General features: G+C 49.7%; 19 protein-coding genes. All 19 read left to right on the top strand.

Annotation, left to right across the window (positions count from 1 at the left end; translation table 11 throughout):
* Nucleotides 1-9 precede the first annotated feature (9 nt).
* A complete protein-coding gene (locus tag GK108_RS17825; RefSeq protein ID WP_163951533.1) occupies nt 10-834 on the top strand; it encodes a hypothetical protein in 825 nt (274 codons plus the stop codon).
* Between the two features lie 120 nt (nt 835-954).
* A complete protein-coding gene (locus GK108_RS17820; protein ID WP_163951530.1) occupies nt 955-1,359 on the top strand; it encodes a hypothetical protein in 405 nt (134 codons plus the stop codon).
* 107 nt (nt 1,360-1,466) lie between these two features.
* Nucleotides 1,467-1,916: a hypothetical protein gene (locus GK108_RS17815; protein ID WP_163951528.1), complete on the top strand. Its 450-nt coding sequence runs from the start codon at nt 1,467-1,469 to the stop codon at nt 1,914-1,916.
* A 73-nt stretch (nt 1,917-1,989) separates the two neighbouring features.
* Nucleotides 1,990-3,354: a type VI secretion system contractile sheath protein TssC gene (locus tag GK108_RS17810; RefSeq protein ID WP_163951525.1), complete on the top strand. Its 1,365-nt coding sequence runs from the start codon at nt 1,990-1,992 to the stop codon at nt 3,352-3,354.
* Between the two features lie 66 nt (nt 3,355-3,420).
* Nucleotides 3,421-3,816 (top strand): type VI secretion system tube protein TssD, encoded by a 396-nt coding sequence (gene tssD, locus GK108_RS17805; RefSeq protein ID WP_163951523.1) that lies wholly within the window; start codon nt 3,421-3,423, stop codon nt 3,814-3,816.
* 89 nt (nt 3,817-3,905) lie between these two features.
* Complete coding sequence (locus GK108_RS17800) at nt 3,906-4,232, top strand: hypothetical protein (protein ID WP_163951521.1); 327 nt, start codon at nt 3,906-3,908, stop codon at nt 4,230-4,232.
* 139 nt (nt 4,233-4,371) lie between these two features.
* On the top strand, nt 4,372-6,222 hold the full coding sequence (locus GK108_RS17795; RefSeq protein ID WP_163951518.1) for a type VI secretion system Vgr family protein: 1,851 nt from the start codon (nt 4,372-4,374) through the stop codon (nt 6,220-6,222).
* A gap of 12 nt (nt 6,223-6,234) precedes the next feature.
* Nucleotides 6,235-6,762 (top strand): peptidoglycan recognition protein family protein, encoded by a 528-nt coding sequence (locus tag GK108_RS17790; protein WP_163951516.1) that lies wholly within the window; start codon nt 6,235-6,237, stop codon nt 6,760-6,762.
* Nucleotides 6,763-6,857: 95 nt separating this feature from the next.
* On the top strand, nt 6,858-7,310 hold the full coding sequence (locus GK108_RS17785) for a M15 family metallopeptidase domain-containing protein (protein ID WP_163951514.1): 453 nt from the start codon (nt 6,858-6,860) through the stop codon (nt 7,308-7,310).
* A 12-nt stretch (nt 7,311-7,322) separates the two neighbouring features.
* Nucleotides 7,323-7,760, top strand: a complete 438-nt coding sequence (locus GK108_RS17780) for a GPW/gp25 family protein (protein WP_163951513.1) — start codon at nt 7,323-7,325, stop codon at nt 7,758-7,760.
* A gap of 20 nt (nt 7,761-7,780) precedes the next feature.
* Entirely contained in the window at nt 7,781-8,260 is a 480-nt protein-coding gene (locus tag GK108_RS17775; protein ID WP_163951510.1) for a hypothetical protein, read from the top strand.
* A 31-nt stretch (nt 8,261-8,291) separates the two neighbouring features.
* Complete coding sequence (locus tag GK108_RS17770; protein WP_163951508.1) at nt 8,292-8,825, top strand: hypothetical protein; 534 nt, start codon at nt 8,292-8,294, stop codon at nt 8,823-8,825.
* Nucleotides 8,826-8,867: 42 nt separating this feature from the next.
* A complete protein-coding gene (locus GK108_RS17765; protein ID WP_163951506.1) occupies nt 8,868-10,676 on the top strand; it encodes a type VI secretion system baseplate subunit TssF in 1,809 nt (602 codons plus the stop codon).
* A gap of 2 nt (nt 10,677-10,678) precedes the next feature.
* Nucleotides 10,679-11,608, top strand: coding sequence for a type VI secretion system baseplate subunit TssG (locus tag GK108_RS17760; protein WP_163951504.1), 930 nt, complete (start codon nt 10,679-10,681; stop codon nt 11,606-11,608).
* Nucleotides 11,609-11,680: 72 nt separating this feature from the next.
* A complete protein-coding gene (locus GK108_RS17755; RefSeq protein ID WP_163951501.1) occupies nt 11,681-12,529 on the top strand; it encodes a TssN family type VI secretion system protein in 849 nt (282 codons plus the stop codon).
* A 76-nt stretch (nt 12,530-12,605) separates the two neighbouring features.
* Nucleotides 12,606-13,745, top strand: coding sequence for a hypothetical protein (locus tag GK108_RS17750; RefSeq protein ID WP_163951499.1), 1,140 nt, complete (start codon nt 12,606-12,608; stop codon nt 13,743-13,745).
* A gap of 14 nt (nt 13,746-13,759) precedes the next feature.
* Nucleotides 13,760-14,062: a PAAR domain-containing protein gene (locus tag GK108_RS17745; protein ID WP_163951497.1), complete on the top strand. Its 303-nt coding sequence runs from the start codon at nt 13,760-13,762 to the stop codon at nt 14,060-14,062.
* A gap of 55 nt (nt 14,063-14,117) precedes the next feature.
* Entirely contained in the window at nt 14,118-14,618 is a 501-nt protein-coding gene (locus tag GK108_RS17740) for a hypothetical protein (protein WP_163951494.1), read from the top strand.
* A 76-nt stretch (nt 14,619-14,694) separates the two neighbouring features.
* Nucleotides 14,695-15,654, top strand: a complete 960-nt coding sequence (locus GK108_RS17735) for a hypothetical protein (protein WP_163951492.1) — start codon at nt 14,695-14,697, stop codon at nt 15,652-15,654.
* The last annotated feature ends 58 nt before the right edge of the window (nt 15,655-15,712 follow it).

The following is a 15,712-nucleotide window of genomic DNA, read 5'->3' as shown; positions in this document are numbered from 1 at the left end:
AACGATAGTATGCTTATTTCACACAATGGTACGATGCAGGAGGCAACCCTGACGCCATCGCCTTATACCCCACGCAACCGGACGATGCCAATGGATGGTATTAACAACCTGGTGCTGACGATTAGACAAACCTATTGTTTTCAGCAGGTAAATCCAGATGCGACCGGCAAAGCCCTCGATGCCAACAACAACCTGGTTACGGTTAATGCCTGGGTACCGGCGCGGTGGGAGGAAGTGTGTAATAACTTTATTCTTGTTGCCAAACAACACTGGGATAATCGGTTTTGCTTACGTATTCCGGCTAGCTTTCAGGGTTACAATTATTCGCATAACCAGAATGAATATCGTCCCTGTATCCATTGCCGGTACGACGCCGTTCGAGTCAACACTCCGCAGTCGGGTTCGATTAATGTTCAGGTAGTGGATGTTCCAACCGGCTCCCGGTTCAGAGCCCATGCCAGACTGTGGACCTCGCAGGATACGACCTTAAAAACCAACTTTACCGGTAACCAGCAAATAACGGTTGTCCACGAAGTAGGTCACAACTTAGGTTCTGACCACGTCAATGGGGCCGGAAACGGCCTGCCAAACTACGGTGGTGTTGGTACGTATAACTCCCGAAATATCATGGGTGGCGGTATGGTTTTCGAAGGCTGGAATGCGTATTCCTGGCAAAAGGCCATGGAGCATATGACCCGCGTTTCCTTTGCCCAATGGGAGGGGTTCTTAGGTACAACCTTAACACCAGTCTGGGTAAGGCGTCTCTCGTTTATGGAAAATATGTTTTACCGAATGGGTGAAGCGCAAATGTATGCGACTCCATTTCCGGCCTAGAATCGTTCACTAACCGGCACTACCCGCTAGCTATAAATCACCCTTTTGTGGGATTGTGGTAGCGGTTACTATTGAGGTTTTTTGCTTTCCTAAACTAATGCCCAGTAAATCATAGATAGCATGGCACTCCGTCATTTCGCCCCTGATGAGCTCGTTCTTAGCCCAGAACAGACAAAAGAGGTTCTCATTATGTTCTGGCCAAACCAACGTAACGCGATTGGCACGTTGAGCATCATTGATGCTGATCGAAGTTTTGCCCAGGCACTACTTGTTGAATCAGTCAACGCCAATCGGGGCATAGGCATCGTAGAAGGCCTTTTTCGAACTTTCTACCGACCCAATCCCAGCGCCTTGTCGGCTATTATGGCCGTAATTGCCGTTGCTCGTCGGCGAAATTGGCTGTCCGATAACTCGATAAATCCCAATACATTCAAGTTATATGATGCTGTACGCGTAACGCTGGCCAGAAATTTCCGGACAGAAATAGAGCTGCGTATTCAAACAGGAGAATATGTGGGTTATTAACGATTTCTCGACTCACTACCGTTCGCTCAACCCTTTGTTTCCCTTTATCAACCGATTTCGACATACTAATTCAAAACCTTAACTAATCATCTAAACGCATATCCTCTATGATGGACTATGGCATTGGCGGTCAGGAAAAAAAAGGCAACGACGCCAACGAAGCAATCGCCGACATTCAGAAAAACCGCACGCTCCTGGTGCAGAAACTAACCGCCGACGCTCCCTTCAAACCAAAAATTGAAGAGAAACTCGAAACCGTTGATGCCGTATTCGCTCGCTACAAACCCCAGATCGATATTGAGTTTGAAGACGCTGAAGGATCAGGGGTCGAAGAAACACTACGCTTCAACAACCTGGGTGATTTTGGCAAAAAAGGCATTACAGCACAAAGCCCTTTTCTACAGGATCTGCAAAGCCAGCAGGACGATTATCAGAAGTTTATCAAACAACTGAAATCCAACAAAGTGCTGCAAAAAATTCTGGCTGACCCGGCAGCTAAGGAATCGTACCTGACAGCGCTTAGAGCGATGCTTCAGGAGCTCGAAGACAGCAAATAAAACTGCTGTGGGGTAAACAAGACTAATATAGAAACACTCAGAAAACTGTAAACCAAAGTCCCTTACTAAAGGCATGGAAGACAATATAGAAAATGGCAAAGCCGTAAAGGAGCGCGTTAAAATAACCAATCCTACTCAGACCCTTGCCGACAGTAGCCAGCAGCTGGCCAAGTTTGGCGGATTCGAATTCGTGGAGACGACCGTAGAAGGCGCTCAGAATATGAATCCGGCAAAAAAAGCCCGTAAGAACATTTTCCTGACCGAAAAAGGGTCGGAGAAGGACAGAAAAGCGCTCAAAAAACGGCTGAAAGAATGGACTGAACTGCTCGACGCCCATCAGAACGTAGCCGATATGATCGGCGAAGCCGAACAGAAAACGGAAACAGCCGCCGAAACGCTACGTCGTAATCTCAAAAAAGCCGTCGACGAAACAAAAGACCTCGAAACGGCCTACCGTTCCGTAGCACTCTTTTACAAAAACGCCGATACCGAAAAAGTTAAGAACATCTCCATCGTCAATGCCGACCCAGAGCAAATCCAGGATCTGGACAATACGTTGTTCTTCGACGAAATCGCTAACGAGTTACGGCAGAATTACGACAAACTCGATCTGCGCCAGAACTACTCCCTGATGGTACTTCCAGGTTATCTGGGTTCCAAAAAAGTGGTCGATAAATGGGCGCGTCTGGCTCACGAAAATAAGGTGATGATGCTCACCGATTACCGCCATCTCGACACGCCCGACGACGTACTGGAACTTTGGCAGGACGAAGATATGCCCAGTGCCGACGCCTATAAAGCGAACGTAATGATGACCTGCAACTACCTCGTTGGTCGGGAAGCATTCAGCGAACTGGGCGAAGACGAACCACTCTACGTACCACCCTCCTCGGCGCTGGCTGGTAAAATCTACAAAACCATGCTTCAGCAGCCCGTTGCCGGTAGCAAGCATGGCACGCTCAACGAAGTAGATGGCGTGCGGTTCGAGATGAAAAAGAGCGAAATCGCTAACCTCGAAAAGCTGGGTCTGGTACCGATGGTCAACGAGTATAATAAGGTAATGGCCTATTCGGCCAAGACGCTGTTCAACGGCGACAACCAGGGCTTGCAGACGTACTCCGTTGTTCGTGTGTTCGACTGGATCATGAAAGTTCTGATCGACTTCCTGAACCGTCGTGCCTTTGAAAACTGGACCTACGATGCCGAAAAAGACCTACGGGCGCAGATTGTGAAATTCCTCAACAGCATCACGGGAGCCGACAAGATCATTGAAGATTTCAAAATACTACGTTTCGAGCGCGACAAAAATGTGAAAGACCGCATCCATCTCGACATTCATATCAAGCCTTATTTCCCGGCCAAAAACTTCCTCGTGAAGCTGGACGGTACCAAAGGCGACGATGCCAACGACTGGAAAGGTGGCGTTGAGCAAGCTTAATTCTACAAGTTAAACGAGAGTACCATTCAACTATTTTTTTCAAACAACCAATAACCAATTATCACCATGGCTTTCAAAGCAACTATTGACCTCGATGGCACTGAATATCGCCTGTTACATTGCAGTTTTTCATTAGGCCAAAACACGGACTATACTACCGGAAAACCGACATCTGACGTAATGGGTGGCCAGGTAAATGCGGAGTTCGAATCCACGAAAGACACAACCGCTTTCAAGATGATGATCGACCCAAACAAAAAATTCAGCGGTAATATCAAGTTCTATAAGCAGGACGAAGATTCACCAATGAAAGAACTTAAGTTCGAAGATGCCTTCCTGACCGGCTATTCGGAGAGTATGGATGCCCGTAACAACTCGCCTATGTCTACCAGCGTCGTGATTTCGGCCCGCAAACTGTCTATTGACGGAGCCAGCCATGAAAATAAATGGGCTGCTTATTAAATCAGGCTAAACCCTGGATAGCTAACCTGTGGCTGTCCAGGGTGTATCTTTTTTAATAATCCATATTTCTCACTAACCAATAGCATACAGTGGGTCCCCAACTAAACCGTGAACATTTTGAGTCAGAACTGGGAAAAGCTGGCATTTACAATGAAGCAGAGATCGAAGGGCTGTGGAATTACGCTAAAGAGAAAACAACAAAGCTAGGCCCGCTAGGTATGGCCGCCGGATTTGGCTTTGCGGCAGCGAGTGGAGGCATCGTAGTAGCTGGTGCAGCCGCTTTTGTTGGATTCTCTGTTGGTAAAGTTCTGATTACACAGGTCATGGCGGGTGGCGATAAAATTATCCGCGAAGCAGCCAAGAGTTTCTCGCAACATGGCCGAAAGCCAGTTGACGGGCTTTTTGACGATGAATAACCTGTAATAAGGTTTTCGATCACGCATTAACGCCAGGCGGCCTCAATCATAGAAGTAATCACACTGCCCCGGAGGAGTAAAATAACCCTCCAGACGTAGTGCAGGTAGTAAGACAAGTAATTCAAATTACGCAAGACCAATGAGTAATCTATCTAGCGTCCAGATCGAAATCGGCGGAAAACGGGTCGACATTTTTTCTCGGGTGAGTATCAGCCAGTGGATCGACCGCCATCATACGTTTGAACTGAACGTACCGATCGAACAGGTCGAAGGCGCTGGAGCGATGAAGATCAACCAATCCAAAGAATTTATTAGTAAAGAAGTTACGATTACCATCAAATACCGCCAGGGCGGAGGCTCGCCGTTCGTCTTTCGCGGGTTCATTACGCAACTCTATTTATCCAAGCAGGTAGCCAGCGGTAGCTCGGTAGTAATCCGTGGCTTTAGTGCTTCTATTCTGCTGGAACAGGGATCGCGCTATGCTGCCTTTTTCCAAAAAGACCACGCTGCCATCGTCAATAAGGTGCTGAGTGAATACAATCAAAGCCTGCTTAAACCCAGTGCCAGCCCACGTAACAACCAGACCGAAGACTACGTAGTAAAATTTGACGAAAGCACATACAATTTCCTGCACCGGTTTGCAGCAGCCACTGGAAACTGGTTCTACTTCGACGGCGACCGAACCGTATTCGGCGACGTTCCCAGCGGATCGCCCATTGAGCTACAATTTGGCAATGACATAAGCTCATTCGATATGCGCATGGATCTGCCAGGCGGAGAATTCTTCATTGAAGATTTCAATTACGTTAAGTTGCAGACTGTTAAAAGCCATTCCAAAGACGTACGCGTATCGGGGCTGGGTGAATACGGTCAATTTTTGATCGACAAAGCCGAAAATCTCTATCCAGAACGTACATTCAGTCACTCGCCCATTCCGGTCTGGACCGACAGCGAAGCCAAACAACAGGCAGGTTATGAGAAAAAAGCGTCCGTTGCGAATTCGGTTATTTTTAGTGGTTCCAGCACCAAAATTGGCCTTAAAGTTGGGTCAGTTATCGATATAAAGGAAAGCACAAGCCTCAATGCCCGCTCACAACGCACTGAAAGTCTGGGGCAATACCGAATCATTTCAATCAGCCACGAAGCTGACTTAGGAGGTGGCTATTCGAACCGATTTGAAGCGATTCCGGCGGGTGTCGAATTTCGAACAAATCCCACTTTTTACTTACCCCACGCTACCACACAGCTGGCCAAAGTAACTCATGTCGACGACCCGGAACAGCTGGGACGTATTCGGGTAAATTTCCTGTGGCAGGATGCGCAGGGCGATAGCGAATCATCGACCTGGGTACGTCAGATTTCGCCCTATAACGGCGGTCAGAATCAGGGATTTTACTTCATCCCGGAGATCAACGAGACCGTAATGGTCATTTTCGAAAATGACGATCCTGCCCGGCCGTTGATAGCGGGTGTTGTGCCGAATAAGCAGAACAAAATGAATACGTATTATTCGGCCGACAATCATTTCAAAGCCATCATTACCCGTGGCGGCAACCACATTGTCATCAGCGACGAATCGGGCAAGGAGTGCATAAGCCTACACGATAAAGACCGTAAGAACCACATTATTCTCTCGCTCGATGGCGGTACTCATATCAATATCAAAAGCCAGGGCACCATTAATATGGATGCAGGCACGATCAATATGAGTGCTAAAAAGATCAACATGAAGGCGTCTGAAGAGTGGAACGTAGAAGCGGGGAAATCAGAGATCAAGAACGATCAGGACATGAAGGTATCGGCCACTGGCGAAATCGCCGTGAAGGCCGATAATACACTCAAACTGGAAGGCAGCATCAGTGCCGAGATGAAAGGGATGGGCGTCAAAATTGAAGGTGATGTACAAACATCGGTGAAAGCCAGCGCTGGTCTTGAACTCGATGGTGGGGCTCAGGCCATGTTAAAAGGTGCGATTGTCATGATTAATTAAATCCATACTAGTATGGCTATTTGTCCATTTGCTTATTGGATGCCTGTTAAAACCAAGCAGGAGCAACGTCGACAGGGTGCAGAACCACTCGGCTTAATTCTGCATATCTCCAATAGTCGCCGAAATACATTAGCAGGATTATTAGCCACCTTTAGCCCTGGAGGAAGTAACCCTTTCCCCTCCCATTTTGGCGTACAGACCGATGGTAAATTAGGCCAGTTCATTGACACGAAATACCACGACTGGGCGGAAGAATGGTCAACAAAATACATCAGTATTGAATGTGCTGCCAGCCCCGGCGATTCGCTAACCGTTCAACAACTTTATACGGTTGCTACGCTATACGCCTGGCTCTATGAAGAGCACAGCGTAACGTTTGACCTGGCCAATAAACCTGGCGATGCGGGGCTTGGCTACCATTCCATGGAAAAAACAGGCCATACGTCCTGTCCAGGCCCCAATGTAATTGCTCAACGACCTTCTATCCTAAGTATCGCCCAGGTTATGGCCTTTTCCCAGACGACTCCAAGTTACTGGTAGACAAGCGATCGGATAGATGTACATACCACCAAGCAATTTCAACAGAACTAGTAAATAAGAACAAAACCGAAGCAACAACTAACCTGTATAACTCAATGGCAAGGCTGGAAGCGCAACACGAATTCGTCTGGAACATACTACAAGAATATCTACCTGAAGGCACCCGGCTAACGTCAGTCATACGTACTGCTCAGGATCAACTAGATACCATCGTCAAATATGCCAGAAAGGAAAAGTTCGACTTCAAACAAGCACCAACCCTCGCTGACAAAGGAACGTGGTTACCTGCGCTATCCTATCTGCGTAAGAAAAATTACAAAATCGCCGAACCTGGTCGAAGTGCTCATCAAAAAGGACTGGCCTTCGACTTATCCGGCAAAAACCTGAAAGAGATTCGGCAGGCGGTCGAAAAAGCCCAGGCCGACGGCAGGCTGAGTATTCAGAAGATCATTACAGAATGGTCGAACCACTGTGTTCATGTTGAGGTAACATCGGCCCAAACACGTAATGAAATGGTATTTCTTGAAGGGATGACCATCAGCTTATAATCATTATTATCCATGCCCAACGCCTATTCGCTCCACGGCCCCATCACCAATCTGCTTCATAAGCGGACGCAGCCGCGTATACCGACCATCGAAGCTATTCGGGAACATATCAACCTGCTGCTATCGACCCGGCTGGACGAATATCGGTATGACCCGGAAATGGGATGCGGCATTTGGGGCGAAGACTACGCGAACATTACAAACCCAACGCAGTGGAAAAGCGATGCCGAACAGACGATTACCAACCTGATTATTCAGTATGAAAAGCGTCTGCAATATGCACGGGTCTATGTCAATATCGACGAACCGGCCGATCAGGATGCGGATGGACGTATCATTCGAATCCGTAGACGTATCACGATTCGGGTAAGCGGCAACCTACCCGAAACGGGCGAAACGTTACCTGAGCAAACATTTATCATGTATTTCAGCCCGGTAGCCAGCGAGTAACGGCCAAAACCAATAAAGCTATGAATGCTACGAGTTTAAGTGTGGTTGGTTTCGCCACAACCCAGTATGGAAAGCAGGTTAAACGCGGAGAATGCTGGGACCTGGCCGAAGAAGCACTGAAATATGCCGGGGCCAAAACCTCAAACGATATTATGGGCGCTAAAAACGTAACAGCCAATGCAGACTACCGCTGGGGCACTCCTATTCAAGTCAAGGATGTTGAGCCAGGCGATATTCTCCAATTCCGTAGCTACATCGCCAAAGTAACCAGCAACAACGGAGCCTGGCAAACGCAGAATCGACCGCATCATACGGCCATCGTTGCCGGTGTCTATCCAGTTATCGGTGCCAAGGTCGTTGCCGCTTATGAGCAGAATGTGAATAACAGCAAGTCGGTACAATTAAACACCATTTATCTGACTGCCGGTACTGGGCTTAATGGGGGCGAATCGGTCAGTATCTCAGGTAGAATCTGGGCCTATCGGCCAATAAAGAAATAACAGGCGGACATACGAAATCTGACTGACAATTATGGGAGCAATAGCACCAGCCGTTTTAGAACTCCAGTCTACGCTGGGACAAACATTCCCAGAAATTTTTGATAAGATATTCTGGGATAAATACTGGGATAATGGAACAGATACCAGAGGGAAGCCCAAACCCAAAGGAAAATGGGCACCCAGGCTTCAGGCGTCGGCCAAGAATCCAGGCAGCAAAGATCCGCACGACAACGGTCTGGCGCTCGACATATTCCTTTTTAAAACGAACTGGAATGAGTGGGCACTGGCCAATGAGCTTGTCAACGTTTTCATCACGAACAAATCGATTATGGGTTGGTCGAGCGTGATTTACGATAGCGTAACAACCGACGATTACGGCGGACCCAAGCTCTATACGGGGGCAGACAAACACGAAACGCATATACATATCGAGTGGCCCCGCTCACGCGGAATGACAAGTCGTGGATTCTCGTATCAAATACAGGATCAGTTAGATATGGTAGCAGTAAGCTGGCGGATTGGGGAGCTGATTAACCCATCTAAACACGACAGGCCCGTTTATTAACGAACATAAAACCAGACCAATATTATTTCCAATTAGTCTACTATGCTTGACACCCGCGACCAGATCAAAAGCCGGATGCTGCAACAAGCAGCCCGGCTTTGGGGCTATCAGGAAGCCGCCATTGACACAACAGCTTTCGACCCGCTGGTCGACTTGCTGGTGGGTGCGTTGGCGACTGAATCAGAACGGGTATACAGTGAAATTCAGGCGTCGCGAGGGCGAATTCTGGAAAGACTGGTAGAGCTTCTACTACCCGAAGTCGTTACGGCGCCCAAACCGGCTCATAGCGTCATGGCAGTACGTCCTATCGAACTTCTAGGCGAAGCAACCCGCACGGACAGCTTCACAACCCGTCATCCGCAAACTGGCGAAGAAATTGCCCTGTCTCCGGCAGGCCGTTTTCCATTGATCAATGGCCGGGTGGCCTGTCTGGCAACGGGACATCAGCTTTGGCGCATCGACGATTTTGGCAACAACATTCCGGTTGCTCAGGCATCGCTTCAGCGTCGATTACCCGATTATACACTCTGGATCGGCCTTGAACTCATGCCGGGTCTACCACAGGACCTGTCGTTACGTTTCTTCTTCGACTGGAAAAACCTACCCCTACCCATTTATGACTACGCTCAGCATCTGCCGCAAACCCGCTGGTGGCTCAATGATCAGTCATTAGTTGTCGAACCGGGAACCGACAGCCAGCTCGACCCGCATCTGTCGGCCGCGCTACGTATGATGGAGGGTCACGCCGAACGGTACTATCGGACCAATTTCCTGACCGTACATGGCCGATTTCCGACGCCTACACCGAATGCAGCCGGAAGCTTTTTACCATCCGGCCTAACGGATGTCTTCGACCCAACTCTGCTGCAGACTCTTCCGATGCTGACGTGGATACGTGTTGCTTTCCCGACTGTATTTGGGGCCGACATCATGGCCAAAACAGAATGTGTACTCAATGCGATACCCGTTCTTAATCGGCAGATGGGGCGGTCGGTTTTCCGACTTACCGACGGCCTCAATGTCTTTCCAATCCAGTCCGATTTGCCACTCATTGAACTGGCCAACGTAACGGATAGCGACGGAAACGACTATCCGGCTTATGTAGAAGCCAACGCCAGCGATCCTACGGCCCGTAGCTACGCACTTCGCAGGCAGGGCGTGGGCCGATTCGACAGTCGAAATGCAGACGAAACTGTTCGACAACTGATCGATTTACTGCGCGACGAAAGTGCTTCGTTTGCTGCCCTTGGCTACGATTCACTACGTAGCAATATCGACGATATCCAGAAAAGTTTGCTACGTATCCGACAAAGCATACCCACGGTAGCATCTGGAGAGCCAGTTCCGTTTGTGATTGTGAATAACGGTCCGCAACGGGGAAACCTCTTCGTGAACCATTGGTCGACGGCCGCCGAGCGGGGAAATCGGCTCCCCATTGGCGCAAGAGTCGATTCAACGGCTCCTTCGTTCCGACGGGAAGGCATCATTTTGCTACGTCCTACCCTTGGCGGTATGGCTCGCCTGAGTCCATCGGCGAGTTTGCCCGCTTTTCGTCAGGCTTTGTTAACGCGCGGTCGGGCGCTGACTGTTGAAGATATACGGGCGGTATGCCGCGCCACCGCTCCCGAAAGTATCGAGCGTGTCGACATTCAGAAAGGCTGTGCCGTCAGCCCTGATCCACGTCAGGGACTTATCCGCACACTGGATATACACGTAACGCTACGTAGCACAGCCCGCCTGACAGCCGAAGAGCAACGGCAACTGACCCACGAACTGACCATCACCTTACAGGACCAATGGACCGGTTTATTGCCGTTACGTGTCCTGCTTACTAATCCTGCTTTTGCCTAGCCATGAAACTGTTATACGACATACGCGCTGAAGTCTGGATTGCCGACAGAAAACAGAATATCGTCATGCCCGACGATATTGTTGTTCGACCCCAGGGAACGTTCAGCCGGGCGTATAGTTCGGATATCCTGAAGGTCGAAACCTATGAATCCGACACTCATCACCCGCCAACTCACGTACTGCATGTGAGTCGCGAAGGGCTGTATGACTCCCTCCCCGAAGTAATCCATCACCCGCCTTCGCCCCCGTTACGTGCCGGTCGTGATGAAGCGAGGGCCATGCTTGAACAAAGTAAGCGACTACGTCGCGAAGAAACCGAAGCGCGTACGTTCTGGTTGCCCTTCGAGCAGGAATTGTTTCGACAGCGGGTGCGGATTGAAGAGCAGGAAGCCCTGGCCTTGACGCGCGCTTATGGCGCCATCTGGGATGAGTTGCACGGCTACTTATGGGGCGATTTAGGTATTCCTTTATCACCCCGTCAACGGGCTTGCCTGTTGTCGATCTGGACAAATGCCTACCGTATTGTGGGCGATTGGGAACAGACGGCATTCTACCTGGAAGAGTTTCTGCAAACCCCCGTTCAGATTCGTTACGGGGCTTTTAATGATATCACAACTACGGTATCTGCCAATGCTTCGCCCGCCCCTTTGGGTGCAGGTCGATTAGGCCAGGACTGGGTTCTGAGTGTCGATACGCTCATTGATGACGGCGGTACGGTGCGCATAGCAGTCGGCCCCCTATCAAACGATCAGCTCAACGATTATTTGCCCGGCGGAATTGGACTGACGTATATCGGCATGCTGGCGGACTACCTGCTCCCCGCCGACGCTGACTGGCAGCTGGAAGTTCAACCCGATGAAAATGATAACATATTCTGCCTATCCAACGACGATACGTCTGGCCGACTAGGCTTAACCACAACCTTAAACTGATTAACCGTTTAGTCAAACAGTGTTTGTAAACCAATAACCTGCAACGACTAAACTATAAACCGAGCTAACCACATGGGAACCGATAGTATCATTACCGTTGCCCTCTACGTCGTCATGGCTATTTTATGCCTTGTCGGCCTGATCGTACGCCATTCGGCGGCAGCGGTTTTCTCTAAAAAACTCTTCACGTATTTCGTTGGATCGATTGCCATAGCCGCTGCTTTAGGAGCCGTTTTTGCTCGCTCAGAGTCGCTTGTAGCGGTTTTTTATTGGCTTGAGGGGCTTGCCTTGATACTTGGGATCGTACACGTCATGGCATCACGACGTTTATTTACCTTCCAGGCAGACGGCGGCTTCTGGTCTGAATTATTGTTCGCAGGCGCCACCATCTTTTTCATCGCAGCGGCCTTTACGGGTCTTTTTCAAGGACTGCAGCGTTCGGATCGATTCCTGCCCGCGCTAGTATCGGGACTGCTCCCTTTTCTGATTCCATTGCTGTTTTTATATGCGTATGAAGCCTGGATTGCCATTCCTCCCAAGATTTACCGAAAATGGTTTTACCCAATAGATCGGGCGGTTCCGCTTATCGAACTCAACGATACGGTACGTTTAAACTTTCGTGTTTCCAAAGCGCCTGATGCTGCCGAACTGGCTACGTATACCGTTAAAGCTCCCATTGACAGAACGCTGCACGACCTGTTTCACTACATGATTTATTCGCACAATTCGGAGGAAAACCCCGAACAGCCGATCATGTATTACGAAGAAAATCATGAGGGTAGTTTACTAGGCTGGGTATTCTACAAAGAGTCGCTGGGCGGCCTTTCCAAGCAGTTTCTGGACCCCGCGCTCACGCTGACCCGCAATGGCGTAAAAGCCAACGACATCATTATTGCACGCAGTTTCATTAGCACGGAATAATCATAATAGAAACAGGGAAACGAACCGGTCAGTCAAGTCTGCCGGTCCATTTTCCTGAAGACCAAAAGCCCAATCTATGTTACCTGAGATAACACACTGGCCCGTCAACTGGGCCGACGGTATGAAAATAACCCGATCGCACCTGCTGGGAAACGACAACGCGTTCCGGGAGGCAATCCGCGATTCGGGTGGTATGGTATTAAGCCCATTGAATTATGGTCTGCTACCACCCGCCCCCGGCAAAGACAGTCCATTAGCCATCAGTTGCGATGGCAACGAAATGGTACTCAGCGTTTGCCGGGCAGTTACACCGGGAGGAGCCCGAATAGAAATCGATTCTGCTCAGCCGCCGTTACGTCTGGCCCTGACGGCCGCTCGTGACGAATGGGTACGTCTCGGGCAATCGTCGGGCTATGCCGTCGTTGAAGTCAATCCGTTTGATCCACAGCCGTTTGGCCAACCTGACCCGGAGGAGGTTCCGCTACGTTATCCGTATACGACGCCGGGCTATCGGTTGGGAGCCGTGCCGCAGTCAGCCCTGGCTAATTCGCTGTCGGCGGCTTACCATATGCCCGTTGGCCGGCTAACACTCACCAATGGCGTGTTTAGCCTCTCGACCGACTATATTCCACCCTGCCGCATGGTGGGGGTGCTGCCCCAGATGCAACAGCAGTACCTGACTATTGGCAGCCGGATGGGCGAGATTGCCGGATTCGCTACGTCTATTATCGTGCGGGTACGTACCAATGCCCGCTCCGGTCAACCCAACTTACTGGCTACGACAATTGGCTATCTGGCCGAATCGACGATACGTACCATCGCCGACAATCTCGATGCGTTTCAATTACGAGGCCCATATGAGTCGCCGGTCTTTATTGCTGAGTTTGGGATGCGTTTTGCCCGCGCCATGACCCTCATGATACGTAGTACGCCCGACCGGGAGAAAGAAGCGATGTTCAATTATTTCAAGAACTGGTGCGGCATCAGTCCCGTGCAATTCGAATCGGCCATGCAGGAAGTGCTGGATATGGAATATGCTCATGCCGATTGCCAGCCGGTGATGGCCGCTATTATCCGGCTCTGCGACGTAGTCATCGCTTTGTATGGCAAACTAAGCCAGTTGAATTACGTGGAGAAAGACAAGGATGAATTCTTCGTGGATCGGCAGGATGCGCCAGCCAAGAACGGAAATAAAAGTAGTTTCTGGGGACGATAAACCACTAAACAACAATGGGAAAACCAGCTGCCCGAGTAGGCGATATGCATGTTTGTCCGATGGTAACACCGGGGCTTCCGCCCGTTCCGCACGTTGGTGGCCCCATTTTACCACCCGGCACAGTAACCGTCCTGATTGGCGGCCAGCCCGCTGCCTGTATGGGCGATATGTGCACGTGTGTGGGGCCACCAGACAGTATTATTCTGGGCTCCATGACCGTTCTGATCGGCGGAAAACCAGCGGCCCGCATGGGCGACACGACAGTACATGGCGGCACCATTACATTAGGCTGCCCTACTGTGTTGATTGGAGGATAATTGCTTACACATCCTGACCGGCGATACGTGTCAGGAGCCAATAGAACTGACTATTATGAATGCATCGTTTATCAAATTCTTACTCGTATCGCTAGTGTTTGCGGGAGCTATTGGCGGTCTATTTTACATCCTGGCTGGCCAACGTTCGACCGATGGAAGAGGAACATCGGTTGAGCAGGAAGACCTGTTTCTGAGCGACGTTCGGCAGGCTGACAGCTTACACATAAAACTCAAGAAAACCGATCCAAGCGAACAGGCCAGCGAGTTTTCGAGTCTGCGGTTTAAGCAGGAAGAAGCCATTGGACGTATGGAAACCGGCTATAAAGCAGATTCCGTTTTTCGCTCATTGTCGCAAATGACGGGGCGGAATTATAACAAGTTGCTCGGCATAGTTGCCATTCAGGCAACCGACCGACAGAGTAAAGCTGAAACCAAAGAGCAATTGATCGATCAGGTTGCCACCCTAAAAACAGAAATCCAGAGCCTGGAAACTCAATTAATGCTGAAACAATCGAGTCTGGAAAGTATGCGAGCGCTCAAAGCCTCTCAAAACTAAGCATTCGGTTAACCCAATACGTAACATACGGAGATCTAATATTAGTAGCCCACCGGTCATCCGGTGATAGTACTCTATGAAACCACTAAATCAACCGGAACGTAGTAAACGCTGGGGCCAGTTTTTAGCCCTCTATACCTCATTATTGCTGGTAGTCGCTGTTTGTTGGTGGCTATCGCTGTCGTTGATCCCCCAGTTGACGAACGTACAACAGAATCAGACTGTACAGGAAATGATGACCTATCGGAAACAGCTCAGCGGCACGGACAAGATGCTGACCTCCGTTGAGCAGGGAGCCCCCCTGACCGACAATTGGCTACGTAATTTTTATGCGAATACAAGTGTGCTCGATCAGCAGTTTCCTAAGCCGTTGTTTATGGCAACCACCAATAGTTACCGACAACTGGCCGGTGAATATGAAAACGCCCGGAAAGCCGGAGATGAAGGTCTCCAACTCCTGAATTCGCAAAAAATTCAGTTGGAAGCACGCAAAGCAAAACTGCTCGCCGATTTGGCATCGGCTGGCGACGCCATCAAAGCGGTAGCCGCTGCCCCTAAAGCTGGTGGGGCCAAACCCGCTCCTGCGGCACCAACTGGTCCAATGATCAGTCCGGGACAATACGGTCCGTTTAAGCCACTGCTCATTTCGGGAACGGGCGAGTTTGGGAAGAATCAGCCAGAAATCAATGCATCTGTTCAGTTTATGATTGTTCGCGAGCATCAGGTAGCCCTAGCCATCTATTTCGAAACCGGTGGACCCGATGCGGGTACACTGGCCAAGGTAACTGAACGCAAAGAACTCTATACAGCGCCACCCGGCTACAAAATTGTGGGTATATCGGTGCCGGAACGTACTCCCTGGCGAATTAATTACGTCGACAAAACCACTACGCCCGATACGTTTACGATTGCAGATGGCCTGATGACGGTAACGATCAATGGCAGTACGACTGGCCTCGATATTGGAGCGACCGGAAACAGCGCGATCTCAGTCCAGCTGAAAAAGCCGATCAAGATTGAATTAGAGAAAGAATAAAATAAGTATACCCCCTGAATACGGCCCTATTCAGGTTAAATAACGTATCAACCACCTG

Source organism: Spirosoma terrae, from assembly GCF_010435915.1.
Taxonomy (GTDB): Bacteria; Bacteroidota; Bacteroidia; order Cytophagales; family Spirosomataceae; genus Spirosoma; species Spirosoma terrae.
Note: the sequence above shows the minus strand (reverse complement) of the source record. Positions and strands in the feature narration are given on the sequence as shown.

Bases quoted from the DNA above. Each gene is read 5' to 3' on its own strand.
- GK108_RS17825 (WP_163951533.1), top strand. From the start codon at position 10: ATGCTTATTTCACACAATGGTACGATGCAGGAGGCAACCCTGACGCCA.
- GK108_RS17820 (WP_163951530.1), top strand. From the start codon at position 955: ATGGCACTCCGTCATTTCGCCCCTGATGAGCTCGTTCTTAGCCCAGAA.
- GK108_RS17815 (WP_163951528.1), top strand. From the start codon at position 1,467: ATGATGGACTATGGCATTGGCGGTCAGGAAAAAAAAGGCAACGACGCC.
- GK108_RS17810 (WP_163951525.1), top strand. From the start codon at position 1,990: ATGGAAGACAATATAGAAAATGGCAAAGCCGTAAAGGAGCGCGTTAAA.
- tssD (WP_163951523.1), top strand. From the start codon at position 3,421: ATGGCTTTCAAAGCAACTATTGACCTCGATGGCACTGAATATCGCCTG.
- GK108_RS17795 (WP_163951518.1), top strand. From the start codon at position 4,372: ATGAGTAATCTATCTAGCGTCCAGATCGAAATCGGCGGAAAACGGGTC.
- GK108_RS17790 (WP_163951516.1), top strand. From the start codon at position 6,235: ATGGCTATTTGTCCATTTGCTTATTGGATGCCTGTTAAAACCAAGCAG.
- GK108_RS17785 (WP_163951514.1), top strand. From the start codon at position 6,858: ATGGCAAGGCTGGAAGCGCAACACGAATTCGTCTGGAACATACTACAA.
- GK108_RS17780 (WP_163951513.1), top strand. From the start codon at position 7,323: ATGCCCAACGCCTATTCGCTCCACGGCCCCATCACCAATCTGCTTCAT.
- GK108_RS17775 (WP_163951510.1), top strand. From the start codon at position 7,781: ATGAATGCTACGAGTTTAAGTGTGGTTGGTTTCGCCACAACCCAGTAT.
- GK108_RS17770 (WP_163951508.1), top strand. From the start codon at position 8,292: ATGGGAGCAATAGCACCAGCCGTTTTAGAACTCCAGTCTACGCTGGGA.
- GK108_RS17765 (WP_163951506.1), top strand. From the start codon at position 8,868: ATGCTTGACACCCGCGACCAGATCAAAAGCCGGATGCTGCAACAAGCA.
- GK108_RS17760 (WP_163951504.1), top strand. From the start codon at position 10,679: ATGAAACTGTTATACGACATACGCGCTGAAGTCTGGATTGCCGACAGA.
- GK108_RS17755 (WP_163951501.1), top strand. From the start codon at position 11,681: ATGGGAACCGATAGTATCATTACCGTTGCCCTCTACGTCGTCATGGCT.
- GK108_RS17750 (WP_163951499.1), top strand. From the start codon at position 12,606: ATGTTACCTGAGATAACACACTGGCCCGTCAACTGGGCCGACGGTATG.
- GK108_RS17745 (WP_163951497.1), top strand. From the start codon at position 13,760: ATGGGAAAACCAGCTGCCCGAGTAGGCGATATGCATGTTTGTCCGATG.
- GK108_RS17740 (WP_163951494.1), top strand. From the start codon at position 14,118: ATGAATGCATCGTTTATCAAATTCTTACTCGTATCGCTAGTGTTTGCG.
- GK108_RS17735 (WP_163951492.1), top strand. From the start codon at position 14,695: ATGAAACCACTAAATCAACCGGAACGTAGTAAACGCTGGGGCCAGTTT.